At 73.6% G+C, this 18,964-nt stretch carries 20 protein-coding genes and 1 pseudogene; 12 read left to right on the top strand and 9 right to left on the bottom strand.

Going from position 1 to position 18,964, the window contains the following annotated elements:
• Positions 1–268 precede the first annotated feature (268 nt).
• From AB0F82_RS18965 to AB0F82_RS18950, 4 genes are all read left to right on the top strand, one after another.
• Positions 269–1,645 (top strand): MFS transporter, encoded by a 1,377-nt coding sequence (locus tag AB0F82_RS18965; protein ID WP_362628949.1) that lies wholly within the window; start codon positions 269–271, stop codon positions 1,643–1,645.
• Positions 1,646–1,880: 235 nt separating this feature from the next.
• Complete coding sequence (locus AB0F82_RS18960; protein WP_030662405.1) at positions 1,881–2,369, top strand: hypothetical protein; 489 nt, start codon at positions 1,881–1,883, stop codon at positions 2,367–2,369.
• 13 nt (positions 2,370–2,382) lie between these two features.
• Complete coding sequence (locus AB0F82_RS18955) at positions 2,383–3,126, top strand: futalosine hydrolase (RefSeq protein WP_362628946.1); 744 nt, start codon at positions 2,383–2,385, stop codon at positions 3,124–3,126.
• Positions 3,101–3,964 carry a 1,4-dihydroxy-6-naphthoate synthase gene (locus AB0F82_RS18950; RefSeq protein WP_362628943.1) on the top strand — a complete coding sequence of 288 codons (864 nt, stop codon included), beginning with the start codon at positions 3,101–3,103 and terminating at the stop codon, positions 3,962–3,964. The genes AB0F82_RS18955 and AB0F82_RS18950 overlap by 26 nt, the downstream gene beginning before the upstream one ends.
• A 72-nt stretch (positions 3,965–4,036) precedes the next feature.
• Here AB0F82_RS18950 and AB0F82_RS18945 read toward each other — a convergent pair whose 3' ends face one another.
• Positions 4,037–4,420 (bottom strand): cold-shock protein, encoded by a 384-nt coding sequence (locus tag AB0F82_RS18945; RefSeq protein WP_030012939.1) that lies wholly within the window; start codon positions 4,418–4,420, stop codon positions 4,037–4,039.
• Positions 4,421–4,597: 177 nt separating this feature from the next.
• Between AB0F82_RS18945 and AB0F82_RS18940 the strand changes: the two genes are divergently transcribed.
• Positions 4,598–4,849, top strand: coding sequence for a hypothetical protein (locus tag AB0F82_RS18940; RefSeq protein ID WP_030662415.1), 252 nt, complete (start codon positions 4,598–4,600; stop codon positions 4,847–4,849).
• 47 nt (positions 4,850–4,896) lie between these two features.
• Here the strand turns inward: AB0F82_RS18940 and AB0F82_RS18935 are convergent, their stop codons facing one another.
• Positions 4,897–5,514: an HAD family hydrolase gene (locus AB0F82_RS18935; RefSeq protein ID WP_356814087.1), complete on the bottom strand. Its 618-nt coding sequence runs from the start codon at positions 5,512–5,514 to the stop codon at positions 4,897–4,899.
• Between the two features lie 131 nt (positions 5,515–5,645).
• On the opposite strand from AB0F82_RS18935, the gene AB0F82_RS18930 reads away from it, so the two are divergent.
• Together AB0F82_RS18930 and AB0F82_RS18925 are read left to right on the top strand one after the other, a co-directional pair.
• Positions 5,646–6,272 carry a SigE family RNA polymerase sigma factor gene (locus tag AB0F82_RS18930; protein WP_362628938.1) on the top strand — a complete coding sequence of 209 codons (627 nt, stop codon included), beginning with the start codon at positions 5,646–5,648 and terminating at the stop codon, positions 6,270–6,272.
• 9 nt (positions 6,273–6,281) lie between these two features.
• Positions 6,282–7,094: a hypothetical protein gene (locus AB0F82_RS18925; protein WP_356814085.1), complete on the top strand. Its 813-nt coding sequence runs from the start codon at positions 6,282–6,284 to the stop codon at positions 7,092–7,094.
• A gap of 18 nt (positions 7,095–7,112) precedes the next feature.
• Here the strand turns inward: AB0F82_RS18925 and AB0F82_RS18920 are convergent, their stop codons facing one another.
• Positions 7,113–8,123 carry a hypothetical protein gene (locus tag AB0F82_RS18920; RefSeq protein WP_362628934.1) on the bottom strand — a complete coding sequence of 337 codons (1,011 nt, stop codon included), beginning with the start codon at positions 8,121–8,123 and terminating at the stop codon, positions 7,113–7,115.
• Between the two features lie 132 nt (positions 8,124–8,255).
• Here AB0F82_RS18920 and AB0F82_RS18915 point away from each other — a divergent pair, with 132 nt between their 5' ends.
• On the top strand, positions 8,256–10,691 hold the full coding sequence (locus AB0F82_RS18915) for a helicase C-terminal domain-containing protein (RefSeq protein ID WP_362628931.1): 2,436 nt from the start codon (positions 8,256–8,258) through the stop codon (positions 10,689–10,691).
• Between the two features lie 19 nt (positions 10,692–10,710).
• On the opposite strand, the pseudogene AB0F82_RS18910 reads toward AB0F82_RS18915, so the two are convergent.
• Positions 10,711–11,690, bottom strand: a pseudogene (locus tag AB0F82_RS18910) (IS5 family transposase).
• 270 nt (positions 11,691–11,960) lie between these two features.
• Between AB0F82_RS18910 and AB0F82_RS18905 the strand changes: the two are divergent.
• Positions 11,961–12,551, top strand: coding sequence for a DUF4291 domain-containing protein (locus AB0F82_RS18905; protein WP_362628928.1), 591 nt, complete (start codon positions 11,961–11,963; stop codon positions 12,549–12,551).
• A gap of 5 nt (positions 12,552–12,556) precedes the next feature.
• On the opposite strand, the gene AB0F82_RS18900 is transcribed toward AB0F82_RS18905, so the two are convergent.
• The 3 genes from AB0F82_RS18900 to AB0F82_RS18890 all read right to left on the bottom strand — a co-directional run bounded on the left by AB0F82_RS18900 (position 12,557) and on the right by AB0F82_RS18890 (position 14,090).
• Positions 12,557–13,105, bottom strand: coding sequence for a DoxX family protein (locus AB0F82_RS18900; protein WP_362628926.1), 549 nt, complete (start codon positions 13,103–13,105; stop codon positions 12,557–12,559).
• A 173-nt stretch (positions 13,106–13,278) separates the two neighbouring features.
• Positions 13,279–13,764 carry an N-acetyltransferase gene (locus AB0F82_RS18895; protein WP_362628923.1) on the bottom strand — a complete coding sequence of 162 codons (486 nt, stop codon included), beginning with the start codon at positions 13,762–13,764 and terminating at the stop codon, positions 13,279–13,281.
• On the bottom strand, positions 13,761–14,090 hold the full coding sequence (locus AB0F82_RS18890) for a hypothetical protein (protein ID WP_362628920.1): 330 nt from the start codon (positions 14,088–14,090) through the stop codon (positions 13,761–13,763). The genes AB0F82_RS18895 and AB0F82_RS18890 overlap by 4 nt, the downstream gene beginning before the upstream one ends.
• Between AB0F82_RS18890 and AB0F82_RS18885 the strand changes: the two genes are divergently transcribed.
• Together AB0F82_RS18885 and AB0F82_RS18880 are read left to right on the top strand one after the other, a co-directional pair.
• A complete protein-coding gene (locus AB0F82_RS18885; protein WP_362628917.1) occupies positions 14,064–14,249 on the top strand; it encodes a TetR/AcrR family transcriptional regulator C-terminal domain-containing protein in 186 nt (61 codons plus the stop codon). The genes AB0F82_RS18890 and AB0F82_RS18885 overlap by 27 nt on opposite strands.
• Before the next feature lie 92 nt (positions 14,250–14,341).
• Positions 14,342–15,985 (top strand): DNA repair helicase XPB, encoded by a 1,644-nt coding sequence (locus tag AB0F82_RS18880; protein WP_362628914.1) that lies wholly within the window; start codon positions 14,342–14,344, stop codon positions 15,983–15,985.
• On the opposite strand, the gene AB0F82_RS18875 is transcribed toward AB0F82_RS18880, so the two are convergent.
• Both AB0F82_RS18875 and AB0F82_RS18870 read right to left on the bottom strand, forming a co-directional pair.
• Complete coding sequence (locus tag AB0F82_RS18875; RefSeq protein WP_356814075.1) at positions 15,951–16,724, bottom strand: glycosyltransferase 87 family protein; 774 nt, start codon at positions 16,722–16,724, stop codon at positions 15,951–15,953. The two genes, AB0F82_RS18880 and AB0F82_RS18875, sit on opposite strands and share 35 nt — an antisense overlap.
• An 18-nt stretch (positions 16,725–16,742) precedes the next feature.
• Positions 16,743–17,477 carry a GbsR/MarR family transcriptional regulator gene (locus tag AB0F82_RS18870; RefSeq protein WP_362628911.1) on the bottom strand — a complete coding sequence of 245 codons (735 nt, stop codon included), beginning with the start codon at positions 17,475–17,477 and terminating at the stop codon, positions 16,743–16,745.
• 246 nt (positions 17,478–17,723) lie between these two features.
• Here AB0F82_RS18870 and AB0F82_RS18865 point away from each other — a divergent pair, with 246 nt between their 5' ends.
• Complete coding sequence (locus AB0F82_RS18865) at positions 17,724–18,953, top strand: serine hydrolase domain-containing protein (RefSeq protein ID WP_362628908.1); 1,230 nt, start codon at positions 17,724–17,726, stop codon at positions 18,951–18,953.
• Positions 18,954–18,964 lie beyond the last annotated feature (11 nt).

The following is an 18,964-nucleotide window of genomic DNA, read 5'->3' as shown; positions in this document are numbered from 1 at the left end:
ACCCGGTGGTGCTGTCCGTACGAGGCGCGGGCGGAGCGGACCAGAGGGCCGCGTCGACGTCCGCACCCGATCGGACTCCGGGCGCACCTCACTGCGATCCATTCTGCGGGATCACGAAGAGGCGCGCGGCCAGGAGCAACCGCCGGTGGCGCGCTACGCACGCTACCTCCTCTTAAGCCCTGGGCACACATGCAAGGTCCGATTCGCGGACAAGCCGCCGGTTCCGCGACGCGCCGGGAGGCGCACCGCGGGGGCCGGGTGGGGCACTATGTCGAGTGTGGCACCCGTACGGTCGTCCGACGACGGCTCGGGACCGGCCAGGCGGGCCGGCCGGGCTGTCGGGCGTGCCCTGCACCGTCCGATCACCGGTCCGGCCAAGGGGATCCGGCGGGCCACGCACGCGCACGGGGCGGGCGAATCGGGTCTGGGCAAGCTGATCGAGCTGCACGCGATCAACGGCGCCGGCGACATGATGATCACGGTGGCGCTGGCGTCGACGGTGTTCTTCTCGGTACCCACGGACGAGGCACGGGGCCGGGTGGCCCTGTACCTGGCGATCACGATGGCGCCGTTCACGGTGCTGGCCCCGGTGATCGGTCCGCTGCTGGACCGGCTGCCGCACGGACGGCGGGCCTCGATGGCGGCGGCGATGCTGGCGAGGGCGGTCCTCGCGCTGCTGATGTCGGCCGTGGTGGCCACGGGGGGTCTCCAGCTGTATCCGGAGGCGCTCGGCGTGCTGGTCGCGTCCAAGTCGTACGGGGTCGTGCGCAGTGCGGTGGTGCCGCGGCTGCTCCCACCGAAATTCTCACTCGTCAAGGCGAACTCCCGGGTCACGCTGGCCGGTCTGCTGGCCACGGGCGCGGCGGCGCCGGCGGCCGCCGGGCTGAACTCGATCGGGCCGCAGTGGCCGCTGTACGGGGCCTGCGTCATCTTCCTGGGCGGCGCCTTCGCGGCGTTCACGCTGCCGCACAAGGTGGACGAGGCGAAGGGCGAGCGCCGTGCCCGGCTCTCGACGCACGAGGCGCACTCGAAGCGGCCGGGGCTGCGGACGGTGAGCCGCAGCGTGCTGTGCGGGCTGCTGGCGAACGCGGCGATGCGCGGGCTGTCCGGGTTCCTGATCTTCTTCCTGGCGTTCCTGCTCCGTGAGCATCCCCTGGCGGGGCAGAGCGCGGCGGTGTCGCTGGGCATCGTGGGCGTGTCGGCCGGCGTGGGCAACGCCTGCGGTACGGCGGTGGGCGCGTGGCTGCGGGCGCGCGCCCCGGAGGCGATCGTCGCGTCGGTGCTGTGCGTCACGCTGGGGGTGGCGGTGCTGGCGGCCGTGTTCTACAGCGGGGTGTTCGTGGCCGTGCTGGCCGCGACGGCGGGCTTCTGCCAGGCGCTGGCGAAGCTGTCGCTGGACGCGATGATCCAGCGGGACGTGCCGGAGGCGGTACGGACCTCCGCGTTCGCCCGTTCGGAGACGCTGCTGCAGGTGGCGTGGGTGCTGGGCGGGGCGATCGGCATCGCCCTGCCGCTGAACGGCGTACTGGGCATGGCGGTGGCGGCGGCGATCGTGGCGCTGGGCGCGACGATGGCCGTCCGCGGCGCCCTGTCGGCCCCCCGCCACCAACCGCAGCAACACACGTCCCGCCCCCGAGTCGCCTGACGCTCCGGCCCCCGCATCCAGCCCCGCCGGCGCTCGAGGCCCGGGGTCCGGGGCGGAGCCCCGCTCTTTCAGCCCCGCCGGCGCTTGAGGCGCGGGGGCCCGGGGGCAGCGCCCCCGCAGCGGCGCCGCACCGGCACGCGCACGGTCACCCCGGCGGGAGGCGAAGGGCGGCGCGCCGCAGGCCCGCGGTACCCCGTGCAGCGGCGCAGCCCAGGGGCCCGATAGCCTTCGGCTCATGACCGCACCGCTTTTCTCGGGTAGGGCCCGCCGCAGCGTCGCGGCCCTCGGAGCCGTGTCCGCCGGCCTCCTCCTTCTCTCCGCCTGCGACAAGCCGACCCCGCTCGCGACCGTGACGGTCGGCAGCTCGTCGGTGTCCGCGGAAGCCTCTTGCCACAACGACGGCAAGGAGCTCTCCATGGACGAGGTCCAGGAGTGCCTCACGAACCTCAAGAACCCCAAGACCATCAAGTACGGCCGCGGCGAAACGCTGCGCCTCGGCGTCGAGCCGGAGGTCGTCGAGGACGGCAAGCGCTGGTCGGCGGTCCTCGACGGCCAGCCGATCACCGAGCCCTCGTCGAGCACGTACCGCAGCTTCCCGAACGCCGACGTCTTCGCGACGGGCGGCCAGGGCGAGGCGCCGACCTCGAAGAAGCTGGCCTTCCTGCAGATCGGCGAGGACGGCAAGCCGCTCGCCGTCTGGTCCTTCAACCTCAAGCTCAAGTAACCGGACGACACCGGTGCGCGTGCTCGTCGTGACGGCGGTGGGGGCGGAGTCGGACTCCGTCCTCACCGGTCTGACCCCTCATCCGGACAGTCCCGGTCCTGAGCCGCGCACGCTCCCCGGCGGGTACCTCATCACCCGCCGGGACCTTCCGGGCATCGCCTTCGACGTGCTCGTCGGCGGCGTCGGTCCGGCGGCGGCCGCCGCGGGCACCGCCACGGCGCTGGCCCTCGCCGGAACCGAATACGGGCTCGTCGTCAGCGCCGGCATCGGCGGCGGGTTCGCTCCCGCCGCCCCGCTCGGATCCCTCGTGGTCGCGGACGCGATCGTCGCGGCCGACCTGGGGGCGCAGACCCCCGAGGGGTTCGTCGACGTGTCGGCGCTGGGCTTCGGGCGCAGTGTGCACCTGCCGCCCGCCGAGCTGGCCGCCCGGGCCGCCGAAGCGACCGGGGCGCTGCTGGCGCCCGTGCTGACCGTCTCCACCGTGACCGGGACCGCCGACGGGGCGGCCGGGCTCGCGGCCCGGCATCCGATGGCCGGGGCCGAGGCCATGGAGGGCTTCGGGGTCGCGGAGGCCGCCGCCGCGCACGGGCTGCCCGTACTGGAGATCCGCGCCGTGTCCAACACCGTGGGGCCGCGCGACCGTGCCGCCTGGCGGATCGCGGACGCGCTGGCGGCGCTCGCCGAGGGCTTCCGCGTGCTGGGGCCCGTACTCGCGAACTGGGGAGAACACCATGAGCCGCACCATGGTCGACGGTGAACCGCTGAAGATCGCCTATTCGCCCTGCCCGAACGACACGTTCGTGTTCGACGCGTGGGCGCACGGACGGGTGCCCGGCGCGCCGGCCCTGGACGTCACCTTCGCGGACATCGACATCACCAACGGCATGGCCGAGCGCGGCGAGCTGGACGTGCTGAAGGTGTCGTACGCGGTGCTGCCGTGGGTGCTGGGGGAGTACGCGCTGCTGCCGTGCGGCGGGGCCCTCGGGCGTGGCTGCGGGCCGCTGGTGCTGGCGGCGGAGCCGGGCCTGGACCTGGCCGGACGGACGGTCGCGGTGCCGAGCGAACGCTCCACCGCGTACCTGCTGTTCCGGCTGTGGGCGGCCGACGTGCTGCCGGAGGGCGTCGGCAAGGTGGTCGTCCTGCCGTTCCACGAGATCATGCCGGCGGTCCGGGACGGCCGGGTGGACGCCGGACTGGTCATCCACGAGGCCCGGTTCACCTATCAGGACTACGGCCTGCACTGCCTTGCCGACATGGGCGAGCACTGGGAGTCCACGACCGGTCTGCCGATCCCGCTCGGCGCGATCATCGCGAAGCGGTCGCTGGGTGGGGAGCGGCTGCGCCGGCTGGCCGAGTCGGCGCGCGCCTCGGTCCGGATGGCCTGGGACGACCCGCAGGCCTCCCGCCCGTACGTACGCGCGCACGCGCAGGAGCTGGACCCGGCCGTCGCCGACCAGCACATCGGCCTGTACGTCAACGAGTTCACGGCGGACCTGGGCGAATCCGGCTACGCGGCGGTGCGCGGCCTGCTGACGCGGGCGGCGGCCGAGGGGCTGGTACCGGCCATCGCGCCGGGCGCGCTCGCCTTCCCGTAGGGGCCCGCGCGCCGCACACGACTGCGCCCCGCCGCTCGTACGAGGGGCGGGGCGCGGGTGTGCGTACGCGGGTCAGACGTCGAGCTGGTCGGCCACGGCGCGCAGCAGGCCGGCGATCTTCGTGCCGTGCACCTTGTCGGGGTAGCGGCCGCGCTCGAGCATCGGGGTGATGTTCTCCAGCAAGGTCGTGAGGTCCTGCACGATCGAGGCGAGCTCGTCGGGCTTGCGGCGCTGGGCGGCCGCGACGGACGGCGCCGGGTCCAGGACGGTCACCGAAAGTGCCTGGTCACCGCGTTGTCCGGCGACGACGCCGAACTCGACCCGCTGACCGGGCTTGAGGGCATCGACCCCGGCAGGGAGCACCGACGAGTGGACGAAGACGTCTCCGCCGTCGTCGCGGGAGAGAAAGCCGAAGCCCTTCTCACTGTTGAACCACTTGACCTTGCCGGTAGGCACGTCCGTCCTCTGTCCTTGTGCTCGTCGGGGGTCCGGAGTGCCGCGAACGGCTCCGGACAACAGTGCAGCGGGCCATGTGTGACCCGCCACCTCAAGGCTAATGGTCGGGGGCCGGGTGACAAGACGTTCCCCGGTCCTTCACGGTCGGTGCTTCGGCCAGGGAACTACCCTGGTGAGGTGACTGTTACTCCTCATTCAGACGAAGCGCGGCCCGGCGACGGACTGGTCAGGGCCGGCGGCATCGTGTTCATCGCCGGGGCCGTGGCCACGCTGGCGACGATGGCCCCGCTGTTCCTCGACGTCGACCCGTTCCCGTCGTACGCGTGGGCCGTGTGCATGCTGATGGGCGTCGGCTTCGCCATCTCCGCCGCGGGCGTGCTGCGCTCGGCGGCGGCGCAGCGCAAGGCGGCGCGGGCCTCCCAGGCCTGACCCGGGAGGCCGGGACCGGGAGGCCGGAAGGCCTGGGACAAACCGGGTCAGACGGGCTGTGCGGCGAGGTACTGCGTGAGCCACTCGGGCAGCGCGGTGAGGTCGGGCAGCACCACGTCCGCGCCCGCGGCGCGCAGTTCCGGTTCCGGGCAGGGGCCGGTCGGCACGGCCACGGACAGTGCGCCGGCCGTGCGGGCGCCGCGCACGTCGCCGATGTGGTCGCCGACGTAGACCTGCGCGCCGTGCTCGCGCAGCGCGCCCGCCTTGGCCTCCGCCCACAGCCAGCCGATGACCGCGTCCGGCTCGATGCCGAGGTGCGCCAGGTGCAGTCGGGCGTTGGGCTCGTGCTTGGCGGTGACGACGATCGCGCGGCCGCCCATCGCCTGGACGGCCGCCACGGCCTCGCGGGCGCCGGGCATCGCGGGCGTCGGAGCGATGGCGTGGTCCGGGTAGATCTCCCGGTAGCGGTCCGCCATGGCCGGAATCTCGGCCTGCGAGAACCAGTGCGCGAGCTCCTCCTCCAGCGGGGGTCCCAGGCGGGTGACCGCCATGTCGGCGTCGATGTACGTGCCCGTCTCGGCCGACAGCGCCCGGTAGGCGGCCCGGATGCCCGGGCGGGAGTCGATGAGGGTCATGTCGAGGTCGAAGCCGACGGTGAGGTTCATACGGCCATTGTGCCGAGGGGGGCGGACTGCGGTGGACGGTGTGGCGGACCTCTCCGGAACTCGTGTTCAACCTTTTCGGTGCGGGAGCGCTCAGGACAGGGGTGACGGACACGATGTGAGAGGGAGGGCGCATGCCACCAGGCGCCGAACACAACGCAGCGCGGGACTTCGGGCCCGATGACGGGCATGCGTACGGTCCCGGGTACGTGCAGCGGTACGGGCCCGGGCGAGCGGAGGCCGAGCGGGACGCCGCGACCGGCGGCCTCGACTTCGAGACCTTCGCCCGGGCCGCCCAGCGGGGGCTGTACCGGACGGCGTACCTGCTGTGCGGGAACGCCGACGGAGCACGGGATCTGACCCAGACGACCCTCGCCAAGCTGTTCCAGCACTGGCGGCGCGTGGCCGCCGCCGACAACCCGCAGGCGTACGCGCGGACCGTGCTGACCCGGACCTTCCTCGCGGAGCGGCGCCAGCGCCTGCGGGACCTGCTGGCCCACCGGCGGATCGATCCGCCGCAGGCCCCGCGCCACGCCGACCTGCGGGTCACCCTGCTCGCCGCGCTGGCCGAGCTGCCGCCGCGGTCCCGCGCCATGGTCGTCCTGCGCTACTGGGAGGACCTGAGCGTCGAGACGGTCGCGGAACTGCTGCGCTGCAGCGAGGGAACGGTCAAGAGCCAGTGCTCGCGCGCGCTGGCGAAGCTGCGCGTGCGGCTCGGCGACGCCCACGTCTACGCCACCGACTACGCCACCGAGAGCTGAGGAGACGTCATGGGTACCAACGAGGACACTGCCGACGCCCGTACCGCTCTGCTGGTCCGTGAGGCGATGGAACGGGCGACCGGGGAACTGCCCGCGCTGATGGACCTGGCGGGCCCGGCCCGTGCCGAGGGCGGCCGCCGCAAGGCGCGCGTCCGGGTGGCGATCGGCGCAGGGGTACTGGCCGTCGCGACGCTCGGGGCGGTCACCGCGTCCATGCTGCCGGGCGGCGGCCCGCAGCGCCCGGTCGAGGCCGTGGTGGCCGCGCCGCCGCAGTCGTCGGCTCCGCCGCAGCCGCTGCACATCGAGCCGACACCGGGCGAATCGTCGATGGCCGACCTGCCGGCCGCGGAGCGGACCCGGCAGGAGAACTTCCAGGACCAGGCCGTCGGCGTGCTCCAGCGCCTGCTGCCCCCGACGGTCGGCACCGTGCAGCGCACCGACCTCAGGGTGAACTTCTACCAGGCCACCAAGGACGGCAAGGCGTTCCCGCTGATCTTCTCGGTCCGGCCGTCGAGCGAGCAGCCCCAGCCCTGCCGGGAGGTCCGTGGCCGCGTCTGTGCGAAGGCCACGCTGCCCGGCGGCATCGAGGCCCACGCCTCGACGATCCCGACCGGCGCCGTCACCGAGACGGAGGTCTCCTTCCGCTACGGCACGTGCAACGTCAGGCTGTCGGTCTTCCCGCACGAGGCGTCGAACACGTCGGCGCCCGTCAACCCCGCCCAGCTGCTGGAGGTGGCCAAAGCACCCGCCTTCCTCGACCTGGTCAAGGCCGCCGCGGCGCAGCCGATGGAGAAGGAGCAGCGCAGCATCCCCGGCGGCTGAGGCCCGCGGCGCGCGCCCTCAGCGCCGGCGTGCCCGCCACACCAGGTACAGCACGGACGCCAGCGCGGCGCCCCGCAGCAGCCACGGCCACATGCCCTGGACCGCGCCGCCGACCTGGTCGTCGGCGAGGGTCTCGCCCCACTTGCCGTTGGTGCGGCCCCACAGCCACACCGCGGCGCCCGCGAGGACCACGCCCGGCGGGCCGAAGACGGCCCACTTGCGTTCGGCGGGCCGCAGCACCCGCGAGGCGTACGGCAGGAGCCAGCCGATGACGAGGAGCAGCCAGTGGCCGCTCACGACGCCGACGACGAGGACCGCGGCGGCCAGCAGCAGGAAGGCGTTGGGCCGCGGGCGGGCCGGGGCGGCGGCCGCCTCCGGCTGCTTCCCGGCCTTCCCGGCGGCTTCCGCCTTCGCGCGCCGCCGTTCGCGCAGGAACCGTACGAGGGTGCGTGCGCGCGAGTCCGGCGGTCCGGGCGGGGCCCCTTCCGCCTCCTCCTCGTCTTCGTCCTCCGGCCGCTTCTTGAACAGGTCCGGGATCTCGATGCCGCCCGCGAAGCCCTCGACCTGCGGGCCGTCCCCGTACGCGCCGGGGGTCGTCCGCCACCAGTCGGGCTCGGCGCCGCCGGACGGGCCGAGCTCGTCCAGCCCGGCCAGGTGCGGCGGTACGTTCTCCGGCTCCGGCTCCCGCTCGGGCGCCGGCCGCGGCGGGGGGACCCCGGGCAGCCGCAGACGGCCCGGAGCCCGCTGGGCGGGCACCGCCGGGACGGGGTCGGCGGCGCCGGCGGCGGGGGCCCGGCCCTGCCGGGTGCCGAGGGTGTCCAGGACCTCCTCCGGCGTGCCGATGCGCTCCAGGATGCGGCGTACGGCCGCCGGGGTCTCCGGGTCGTACTTGGCGCGCCGACGGTCGATCTCGTCCCGCAGGCCCGCCACGAGCCGCATCCGGTCGCCGGAGGAGAGGTGCCGGCGTTGCGCCAAGTCCCCGACGGCGCTCAGATATTCGTAGACCAGGTGGTCGCTTTCGATCCCCACGCGCAGGCTCCTCCCGTACCGCCTCTCCCGAAGGTAGCGCGTGCACCCGTGGAGCCGCCCCGGGCGCAGCGGATACCGTTGGCCGGATGGGGACCGGCCGACACGACCGGCCGACGCGACCGGGAGGCGACTGTGCCCGAGCCAAGCACTGCTGCGGCAGCTCCGGAGAGCGGGACCGGGGCCACCTCCCCGCGTTCCCTCGCCGAGGCGCTGCGCGCCCGAGACGACGCCGCGCTCTCCGCCCTCCTGCACTCCCGGCCCGACCTGCTGAACCCGGTGCCCGGTGACGTCACCCAGCTCGCGACGCGTGCCGGTACCCGGGCCTCGGTGGTGCGGGCGCTGGAGCGCCTGGACCGGTTCACGCTGCAGACGGCGGAGGCCCTCGCCGTGGCCCCCGATCCGTGCCCGTACCCGGTGCTGGAGGGGCTGCTGACCGGCGGCGAGGACGAGCGGGCCCGTGCCGCGCTCCCCCGGGCCCTGGGCACCCTGCGAGACCAGGCCCTGGTGTGGGGCGACGAGGACCGGCTGCGCCTGGTGCGCACCGCCCGCGAACTGCTCGCGCCGTCCGCGCAACGCCCTTCGCCGACGGGGCTCGGGCCGACCGTCGCCGAGGCCACGGCCGGGATGTCGCCGACCCGGGTGCAGGAGATCGTGGCGGCGGCCGGGCTGCCCGCGACGCACGATCCGGTGTCCGCGGTCACGGCGCTGACCGCGCTGTTCACCGACCAGGAGCGGATGTCGGCGCTGCTGGACGAGGCCCCGGCCGAGGCGCACCAGGTGCTGGGGCGGCTGGTGTGGGGGCCGCCGTACGGGGAGGTGACCCCGAACCCGGCGCCGCCGGTGCGCTGGCTGCGCGACCGGGGGCTGCTGCTGCCCGCGACGGCGCGGACCGTGGTCCTGCCCCGGGAGGTGGCGCTGCACCTGCGCGGCGGGCTCGCGCACCGGGACACCGCTCCGGTGGCTCCGCCGGTGCCCGCGCACCGCGAGCACCGTCCACAGCTTGTGGACGCGAACGCCGCGGGTCAGGCGCTGGCCGCGCTGGCCACCGTCGAGGAGCTGGTGAAGTCCTGGGAGCACGCCGGTCCGCCGGTGCTGCGGGCGGGCGGGCTGTCCGTACGGGACCTGAAGCGGGCCGCGGCCGTCCTGGACACCACGGAGGCGTCGGCGGCGTTCTGGATCGAACTCGCCTACGCGGCCGGGCTGCTGGCCGGCGACGGGGAGGCGGACGAGCGGTACGCGCCGACCCCGGCCTTCGACGACTGGCGCGAACTGCCGCCCGCCGAGCGGTGGTCGGTACTGGCGGCCGCGTGGCTGCCGGCCACCCGTACGGCCGGCCTGGTCGGCGAGCAGGACGCGAAGGGGCGCACGCTGTCGGCGCTCGGCCCCGAACTGGACCGTTCCGCGGCGCCCGAGGTGCGCCGGCGCGTCCTGGAACTCCTGGCGGACCTGCCGGAGGGCGGCTCGCCCGACACGCAGGCGGTGCTGGCACGGCTCGCGTGGGAGCGGCCCGTGCGTACGGCGAGCGACCTGCGGGCCCGTCTCGCGGGCTGGGCGCTGACCGAGGCGGAGGTCCTCGGCGTGACCGGCCGGGGCGCGCTGTCGGGGCCGGGCCGGGCCATGCTGGAGCACCGGGATCCGGCGCCGCTGCTGGCGCCGCTGCTGCCGGAGCCGGTGGACCACGTACTGCTCCAGGCCGACCTGACGGCGGTGGCGCCGGGACCGCTGCGCCGCCCGCTCGGGGACACCCTGGCGGTGCTCGCGGACGTGGAGTCCAAGGGCGGGGCGACGGTGTACCGGTTCACGCCGGGCTCGGTGCGGCGGGCGCTGGACGCCGGTCATGCCGCCGCCGATCTGCACGCCTTCCTCAAGGAGCACAGCCGCACGCCGGTTCCGCAGCCGCTGGCGTACCTGATCGACGACGTGGCCCGGCGGCACGGGCACCTGCGGGTCGGCGCGGCCTCCTCGTACGTGCGCTGCGACGACGACGCGATGCTCGGCGAGATCCTCGCGGACAAGCGCTCGGCGGGACTGGGTCTGCGCCGGCTGGCGCCGACGGTGCTGGCCGCGCGGGCCGAACCGACCGCGCTGCTGGAGGGCTTGCGGGCGATGGGGTACGCGCCGGCCGCGGAGTCGGGCACCGGCGACGTGCTGGTGGCGCGGGCCGACGCCCACCGCGCACCGGCCCGTTCGGCGCCCGTACCGGTGCCGGACGGCCCGCCGGTGCCGGATGCGACGCTGCTGGGGGCGGCCGTACGGGCGATCCGTGCGGGCGACCTGGCGGCGACGGCGGTCCGCAAGGACCCGGGGCCGGCGGCCGGGGTGCCCGGCGAGCTGCCGCGCACGAGCGCGGCGGAGACCCTGGCGACGGTGCAGGCGGCGGCGCTGACCGGGTCCGCGGTGTGGATCGGCTACGTGAACGCGGACGGCGCGGCGAGCCAGCGGGTCATCGCACCGGTACGGGTCGAGGGCGGCTTCGTCACGGGCTACGACCACACGGCGGACGAGGTCCGGACGTACGCCCTGCACCGTGTCACGGGCGTGGCGGAACTGGCGGACGACCACCTCTAGGGCCTGTGTGATGTCGTGATCATTCCGCGGTCTTGAGTAGGTCGTCGATCCAGATCATTGCGGCGCGGAGGTGGAGGCCGGCGAGGTAGCTGTCCGGGGTCTTGTCGTATCGGGTGGCGATGCCTCGCCAGGCCTTCAGTTTGTTGATCAGGCGTTCGACGGTGTTCCGTTCCTTGTAGAGGTCGGCGTCGTGGCTGACGGGTCGGCCGCCTTGTGAGCCCTTCTTCTTACGGTTGGCGGTCTGGTCCCGCTTTTCCGGGATGACTGCCTTGATGCCGCGTCTGCGCAGGTAGGCGCGGTTGCCGCGGGATGAGTAGGCCTTGTCCGCGGCGACCGCTCCGGGCGTCGTGCGGGGACGGCCGACAGGCAGGCGGACTCTCACCCTCGCGAGCACGGGGATGAACTGCGGGCTGTCCCCGGCCTGCCCGGCAGTCAGGACCAACGCGAGCGGACGGCATCTGCGGTCCGCGGCGAGATGAATTTTGCTGGTGAGGCCGCCCCGGGACCTGCCGAGCAGGGCTTCCTTCAGGCGGAGCTTGCGCCTGCGTCGGATGCGCCGGCGCTCGGCCTGTCCGTTCTGTTCCTCCGGTCCGCCCCTTTTTGCCGGGCCGTTTCCTGCTCCTGCGCGGCTTCTTCCAGGGCCTCTATGAGGTGCTTGCTGACGCGCATCCCGGCAGCGTCGTGGTGGGCGCGGACCGTTGTGGAGTCCACGCTGACCAGCGACAAGTCTGTTCTTCCCACGCGGGCACCCTCGGCGATCAGGCCTTCCAGCAGGGCGGTGAAGACACCGGCGTCCCGCCAGACGCGAAAGCGTCCGTAGACGGTGGCCCAGGGGCCGAACTCGGCAGGCATCTCCCGCCACTGGGCACTGGACCGGAACCGCCAGATCACACCCTCGAACTGTTCTCGCAACCGCTCCGGGTACGGGCCGTACCTACCGATCGGCAGGTACGGCTCGATGAACTTCCACTGAACATTCGTGAGTTGCCTGCGAGTCACAACCACAGTCCTACCGGATTCCACCCCGCGAAGAGGGCAGAACCCAGCAGCTGATCACGACATCACACAGGTCCTAGGTCGTGTCGTCACTCGCCGCGCACTCCAGCCCGCCGGGCACTTCAGCCCCGGCCGCACATCCAGCCCCGCCGGCGTTCGAGGCGCGGGGGCCCGGGGCAGTGCCCCCGGCGACGGCGCCGCACCCGCACCCGCACCCGCACCCGCACGGAAAACGGCTGGCGGCGCGGGCACCGCGCCGGAGACCCTGAGGCCATGCAAGCCGTACCGCACCGCCAGATCCGCGCCACGCACACCGACACCACGATCACCGTCTACCAGGCCTACGCCCCCCACCTCGGGCTCCCCGCCGCCCGCGACGGCCGCTTCCCGCCCGCCTGGAAGCGGGAGCGGATGACGTGGATCAAGCCGTCGTTCCTGTGGATGATGTACCGCTGCGGCTGGGCCGCCAAGGCCGACCAGGAGACGGTGCTGGCCGTCGAGATCACCCGCGACGGCTTCGACAGTGCGCTGCGCGGGGCCTGCCTGTCGCACTACGAGGCGGGCGTGCACGCCGGCCGGGCGGCCTGGCAGGAGTCGCTGCGCGGGGCTCCCGCCCGCGTGCAGTGGGACCCGGAGCGCGACCTGCACCTGAACCCGCTGCCGTACCGCTCGCTCCAGCTGGGCCTGTCGGGTCCGGCCTCGCGGGCGTACGCCGACGAGTGGACGGTCTCCATCCGCGATGTGACCCCGTTGGCGCGGGAGGTCCACGGCCTGCTCCGGTCGGGCCGGGACGACGCGGCGCACGCCCTGCTGCCGGTGGAGACGCCCTATCCGTCGGGCCCGCTGGGGCACCTGGGAGCGTGAGCCCGTCAGTCGCGGACGAGCAGGACGATGAAGCCGACGACGGCGCCCGCCAGCAGTGCGAGCACGGAGTAGCGGGGCCGTGATGCGCGCAGCACCGGCAGGTAGTGGTCGACGGCGTAGCGGCCGGGCCCGGTGAGCGTGAGGGCGATGACCGAGGCGAACAGCACGACTTCGAGTTCGATGCCCTTGGGCGGGAAGTAGGCGTCGAAGCCCCGGACGTCGAGGATGTTGATGAAGACGCCGGTCAGGGCCGCGCCGGCGAGCGGGGTGAGCAGGCCGAGGGCGAGTCCGAGGCCGCCGAGGGTCTCGGAGAGTCCGGCGATGACGGCCATGGCGTCCCCGGCGGGGTAGCCGGCCCTCGTGAATCCCTTGCCGGTCGCGGTGAGGCCCGGGCCGCCGAACCAGCCGAAGAGCTTCATCGTGCCGTGGCCGGCCATCGACAGGCCGACGACGAGCCTGAGGACGAGCAGGCCGATGTCGTGGACGGGCGTGTGGGCGGGGGCGGGGGCGGGGGAGTCGAAGAGGAGCGAGCGGTCGTAGCGTGCTTGCGTCATGAGGTTCCCGTTCGTGAGGAGCGTCCGGTCCTACGTCGCCTGGGAGCGACGGCCACCCTATGACGCCCCTCGGCGATCACCCGGCCGCAACGTCGTCGGCCGCCGACCTCGACCCGTTCGGCCCCGGCCCACCCCGCCCGGCCCGCCCGCCCCGTCTCATCCGCCCGCCCGTCTCACCTGGGCGCGTAGTCGATGCGCGTCGCGTCGAAGGGCCACTCGGCGCGGAGCCACGCCAGTACGGCGTGGTGCAGCGGGGCGTCCAGGTGTGCGCGGTCGGCCCGGACCCATGAGGACACCTGGATCCGGCCGGGTGCCTCGCGCGCGGGGTGCACGTAGAGGCATCCGACGACGTCACCGCTGCCGGGGCCGTCGTCGTCGCCTTCCAGCACGGTGTACGCGAAGGCGACCCGCTCTTCGAACTCCCGCGCGTGTCGGACGAGGTCGGCGCGGTTCGCCTCGGCGGACATGCCCTCGACGGGTGGCCAGCCCCGGCCCACGAATCCGGGTGTGGCCCTGATGTGGTCGATGCCGGCGGTCCAGGCGGCGAGGTCGCGGGCGTTGTGCTGCGGACCGAGCGGCTCCAGCCGGAAGCCGTCACCGACGAAGGTGCGCGGCACGGTGAATCCGGCGGGGACTAAGGCGTGCTGATCATCGGTCATGCCCGGACCGTACGCGCCCGCCGCGCGAGCGTCAGCAGCTGTTCCACCGGCGACTGGTCGTCGACGTGCTCGCCGTACGAGCGGGCGAGGACCGTCCCGTCGGGGGCGATGAGGAAGTCGGCGGGCAGTCCGAGGCGGCCGTTGCCCTGGGTCCGCGCAGGCGCCTTCTGCCGCCCGCGCAGCATCTCGGCCGTGCCGAGGGCGACCGCGCGCAGTACGGGCCACCAGGCGCGGGGGTCCAGCAGCGAGCGGGGGGACGGCGGGAGCGGATCGTCGCCCTGCGCGCCCTGCTCGCCTACGTGATCGGCGCGATCCAGCAGGAACACCTCGGCGCCCTCTCCGGCGCGGGCACCACCGCGATCGCCGGGCTCCCGGCGGACGAGTACCCGTACCTGACCGAGGCCGCCCGCGGCGCGCGCTCCCTCACCCCCGACCGGGAGTTCCAGGGCGGCCTCGCCCTGCTGCTGGCGGGGCTGGCACGCTGACCCGCCCGCCGCCCCGTCGCAGCGCCGTGTTCCCACCCCCCGCCCCGTACGGCACACTGGAGGTTTGACCTGAGTGAAACGGGGCGCCGCGCGTGAATGGTCCACTAATCGTCCAGAGCGACAAGACCCTCCTGCTTGAGGTCGACCACGAGCTCGCCGGAGCAGCGCGCCGCGCCATCGCTCCGTTCGCCGAGCTGGAGCGGGCGCCCGAGCACATCCACACCTACCGGATCACCCCGCTCGGGCTGTGGAACGCCCGGGCCGCCGGGCACGACGCCGAGCAGGTCGTCGACGCGCTCGTGGAGTACTCCCGCTACCCGGTGCCGCACGCCCTGCTGGTCGACGTCGCCGAGACCATGGCCCGCTACGGCCGCCTCACCCTCTCCAAGCACCCCGTGCACGGCCTGGTGCTGACCAGCACCGACCGGCCGGTTCTGGAGGAGATCCTGCGGTCGAAGAAGATCACTCCGCTGGTCGGGGCGCGGCTGGACCCCGACACCGTGGCCGTGCACCCCTCCGAGCGCGGGCAGATCAAGCAGACGCTGCTCAAGCTGGGCTGGCCGGCCGAGGACCTCGCCGGCTACGTCGACGGTGAGGCGCACCAGATCGACCTGGCCGAGAACGGCTGGGCGCTGCGCCCGTACCAGCAGCAGGCCGTCGAGGGTTTCTGGCACGGCGGCTCCGGGGTGGTCGTGCTGCCCTGCGGCGCCGGAAAGACACTGGTCGGCGCGGGCGCGATGGCGATGGCCAAGGCGACCACGCTGATCCTGGTGACGAACACCGTCTCGGCCCGCCAGTGGAAGCACGAGCTGGTCAAGCGGACCTCGCTGACGGAGGAGGAGATCGGCGAGTACTCCGGCACCCGCAAGGAGATCCGGCCGGTCACGATCGCCACGTACCAGGTCCTGACGACGAAGCGGAAGGGCGTCTACCCGCACCTGGAGCTGTTCGACTCGCGGGACTGGGGCCTGATCGTCTACGACGAGGTGCACCTGCTGCCCGCGCCGGTCTTCAAGTTCACCGCGGACCTGCAGGCGCGGCGCCGGCTGGGCCTGACGGCGACGCTGGTGCGCGAGGACGGCCGGGAGTCGGACGTCTTCTCGCTGATCGGGCCGAAGCGGTTCGACGCCCCGTGGAAGGAGATCGAGGCGCAGGGCTACATCGCGCCGGCCGACTGCGTGGAGGTGCGGGTCAACCTGACGGAGTCGGAGCGGCTCGCGTACGCGACCGCCGAGACGGAGGAGAAGTACCGCTTCTGCGCGACGACGGCGACGAAGCGGAAGGTCACCGAGGCGCTGGTGCGCAAGCACAAGGGTGAGCAGACCCTCGTCATCGGCCAGTACATCGACCAGCTCGACGAACTCGGCGAGCACCTCGACGCGCCCGTCATCAAGGGCGAGACCTCCAACGCGCAGCGCGAGAAGCTCTTCGACGCCTTCCGCCAGGGCGAGATCAGCGTGCTGGTCGTGTCGAAGGTCGCGAACTTCTCCATCGACCTGCCGGAGGCCACCGTCGCCATCCAGGTGTCGGGCACCTTCGGCTCGCGCCAGGAGGAGGCGCAGCGCCTGGGCCGCGTCCTGCGCCCGAAGGCGGACGGCCACGAGGCGCGCTTCTACTCGGTCGTCGCGCGCGACACGATCGACCAGGACTTCGCGGCGCACCGCCAGCGCTTCCTCGCCGAACAGGGCTACGCCTACCGGATCATGGACGCCGACGAGCTGCTGGCCAGCGACTGACCGACCGGCCGTGCGCCGCCCGGACCCGGGCGACAGCCACGGTGAGCAGCGGGACGCACCACACCCACAGGCCCGGCCCGTCCAGCACGAGGGCGCGGCCGGCGGCGGCCAGGTGCCGGGACCAGAACGCGGCGGACTCCTCGGGCAGGACCAGCCGTCCGAGCAGGGCGGTGCCGGCGAGCGCGGCCAGCGCCGTCAGCCCGGCCCGCACCCGGCGGGTGGCCAGCAGGTACGGGACGAGGACCGCCGGGGTCAGGGTGATCCCGGCGGCGACCCCCACCGCGAAGCCCTTGCCGAGGGCGGCCGCGGAGCGGCCGAGGTCCCACAGGACCAGGCAGGCGAGGGCGAGGTTGATCTGTCCGGGCAGGGGGGCCTGGAACAGCGGCTCCAGCCACAGCCCGGCGATGGTGGCGGCCAGGACGGGACCGGTCCTGGCCGGCAGGCCCGCGAGGCGGCAGGACAGGGCGATCAGCAGGGCGAGCAGGCCGGCGTTGCCGAGGACGAGCACCGCCTTCAGCAGCCCGGTCGGCAGCCAGGCGGCCGGCGTGAACAGGATCGCCGCGAACGGCGGGTACCCGGCGGGCGGGTGCCATTCGGCGGCGGAGAAGCCCTCGACGAGGGCGTCGGCCATCGGGACGCGCAGGGCGATGCAGAGCACGCCCAGCACGAGCAGCGAGCCCGTCACCAGCACACCGGCGAGGGAAGACGGCGAGCGGCGCGGGGCGGGGCTCAGGGTCACGCGCGAGACCCTAGTGGATCAGTCGCCTCGCCGCTCCGGACGCACGGGCGGCCTGCGCCGCCACTCCTCCATGACCTGCCGGAGCGTCCGGCTCATGAGGAGCAGGAACTCGGCGGATGACCCGAAGCGGGCGCCGGCCGGGGTGTCGGCCCCGAGGATCTCGGCGCCGCGCCGGGACTCGCCCGCCAGGACGTCGTTCATCCGCACCGCCGCGAGCGTGGAGCGCAGCCAGACCGCGTCGTCGATGACGTAGCGCTCGCGGCGCCCGCCGGAGGCGCGCTGCCGGCTGAGCATCCCCTGCTGTTCGAGGAAGGCGACGGCGTGCGAGACGGACGCCGGGCTGACGCGGAGGCGCTGGACCAGCTCGGCGGCGGTGAGGGCGCCCGAGTCGGTGACGTACAGGCACATGAGCACCCGGGCGGCCATGCGGGGCAGCCCCTGCTGGACGAGCAGCTCGGTGAAGGAGTCCGTGAAGTCCCGCACGGCCCCGGGGTCCCGGCCGTCGGCGTGGCCGCCGTCGGCGACGGGCGCCGGCTGCGTCCGGTCCTGCGGGCGCCGGCGGGCCCGGTCACGAGTGGCCTCCTCGGCCCGGTCGGCCCCGTAGCCGTCGGGTCCGCCGTTGCGGGCGACCTCGCGCATCACGGTCGAGGCGGGCCGCCCGAGCCGCCGGCCGATCTCGGCGTAGCCGAGTCCTTCGGCCAGCCCCGTGGCGATGGACCGGCGTTCCTCACTGGTGAGCCTGCCTCCGGGCATCTGTGCTCGCTCCGCTCTGTCGACGCGTCGTACCGTCCCGTCGGCAGTATGCATTCACCCCCAGGTCATTGCAATGTACGCATCGACCACCCATTGCATTCAGCCACACATTCATTGCAACACAGGACTGAGCTCCGCGAAATACGAGGCAGTTCCAGCCTCCCCGTTTGTTGACCGATCATTGAACGCAATGTAGCTTCGAAATCGTTCAGCAAATGCCGAACACGGACCACGGGGAGATTTATCATGGACAGGACCAACGGCGGCTTCTCCGAAGCAGGCCTGCGCACAATGCGCGACGTGCTGACGCGCCACGTCGACTCCGGGAAGATCCCCGGCGTGGTCGCCCTGGTCAGCCGCGGCGAGGAGACGCACGTCGAGGCCATCGGGACGATGCGCCACGACGGGGGCGCGCCGATGAGCCGGGACACGATCTTCCGGATGGCGTCCACGTCCAAGCCGGTCACCATGGCGGCCTCGATGGCCCTCCTCGACGACTGCCGGCTGCGGCTGGACGACCCGGTGGACCAGTGGCTGCCCGAACTCGCCGGCCGCCAGGTGCTGAAGCGGATCGACGGCCCGCTCGACGACACCGAGCCCGCACGGCGCCCGATCACCGTCCGGGACCTGATGACCTCCACCTTCGGCCTCGGCATCGACCTCACCGCGGTGGGCTCTCCGATCTTCAACGCGATCTTCGAGAGCGGCGTCTTCAGCCAGGGCGCGGTGCCGCTGCCGGAGCAGGACGAGTGGATGCGCCGCCTCGGCACCCTCCCGCTGATGCGCCAGCCCGGCGAGCACTGGCAGTACCACCTCAGCCACGACGTGCTCGGCGTCCTCGTCTCGCGGGTCACGGGCCGGCCGTTCGAGACCTTCCTGCGCGAGCGCGTCCTCGATCCGCTCGGGATGAAGGACACCGCCTTCCACGTGCCCGCCGACAAGATCGACCGGCTGCCGCCCAGCTACGCGCCCGACCCGCAGACCGGTGAGTTCACCGTCTGGGACGAGGCGAAGACCGGGCAGTACAGCGCACCCCCGGCGTTCCAGGCGGGCGGCGGCGGGCTGGTCTCCACCGTCGACGACTACCACGCCTACTTCCGGATGCTGCTCGACCACGGCATGAACGGCAGCCGGCGGATCCTGTCCCGGCCCGCCGTCGAGCTGATGACCACCAATCGCCTCACCCCCGAGCAGGAGGCCGCGCGATCCGCCCTCGCGCGCAGCGCCGTCCACGTGTCGTTCGGCCAGGGACAGCAGGGCGGCTGGGGCTTCGGAATGGCGGTGCGCACCTACCGCGGCGACTACGCGCCCCTCGGCCAGTTCGGCTGGGACGGCGGAACCGGCACCTCGGCGTACGCCGACCCGGAGAACGGGATCACCGGCATCCTGCTCACGCAGGTCGGGCTGACCACTGCGGCTCCGGCGCAGCTCATCCACGACTTCTGGACCACGGTCTACCAGGCGGTCGACGCCTGACACCGCGGGCG

The sequence above is a fragment of the Streptomyces virginiae genome, assembly GCF_040638905.1.
In the GTDB taxonomy this organism is placed as follows: domain Bacteria; phylum Actinomycetota; class Actinomycetes; order Streptomycetales; family Streptomycetaceae; genus Streptomyces; species Streptomyces virginiae_B.
The sequence above is the reverse complement of the archived record's forward strand: the minus strand, read 5'-3'. Positions and strand labels throughout refer to the sequence as shown.

What these genes read in the sequence shown, in the direction of transcription:
- AB0F82_RS18965 (WP_362628949.1), top strand. Translation starts at nt 269, where the DNA reads ATGTCGAGTGTGGCACCCGTACGGTCGTCCGACGACGGCTCGGGACCG.
- AB0F82_RS18935 (WP_356814087.1), bottom strand. Translation starts at nt 5,514, where the DNA reads ATGAACCTCACCGTCGGCTTCGACCTCGACATGACCCTCATCGACTCC.
- AB0F82_RS18930 (WP_362628938.1), top strand. Translation starts at nt 5,646, where the DNA reads ATGCCACCAGGCGCCGAACACAACGCAGCGCGGGACTTCGGGCCCGAT.
- AB0F82_RS18960 (WP_030662405.1), top strand. Translation starts at nt 1,881, where the DNA reads ATGACCGCACCGCTTTTCTCGGGTAGGGCCCGCCGCAGCGTCGCGGCC.
- AB0F82_RS18870 (WP_362628911.1), bottom strand. Translation starts at nt 17,477, where the DNA reads ATGCCCGGAGGCAGGCTCACCAGTGAGGAACGCCGGTCCATCGCCACG.
- AB0F82_RS18905 (WP_362628928.1), top strand. Translation starts at nt 11,961, where the DNA reads ATGCAAGCCGTACCGCACCGCCAGATCCGCGCCACGCACACCGACACC.
- AB0F82_RS18900 (WP_362628926.1), bottom strand. Translation starts at nt 13,105, where the DNA reads ATGACGCAAGCACGCTACGACCGCTCGCTCCTCTTCGACTCCCCCGCC.
- AB0F82_RS18950 (WP_362628943.1), top strand. Translation starts at nt 3,101, where the DNA reads ATGAGCCGCACCATGGTCGACGGTGAACCGCTGAAGATCGCCTATTCG.
- AB0F82_RS18895 (WP_362628923.1), bottom strand. Translation starts at nt 13,764, where the DNA reads ATGACCGATGATCAGCACGCCTTAGTCCCCGCCGGATTCACCGTGCCG.
- AB0F82_RS18925 (WP_356814085.1), top strand. Translation starts at nt 6,282, where the DNA reads ATGGGTACCAACGAGGACACTGCCGACGCCCGTACCGCTCTGCTGGTC.
- AB0F82_RS18865 (WP_362628908.1), top strand. Translation starts at nt 17,724, where the DNA reads ATGGACAGGACCAACGGCGGCTTCTCCGAAGCAGGCCTGCGCACAATG.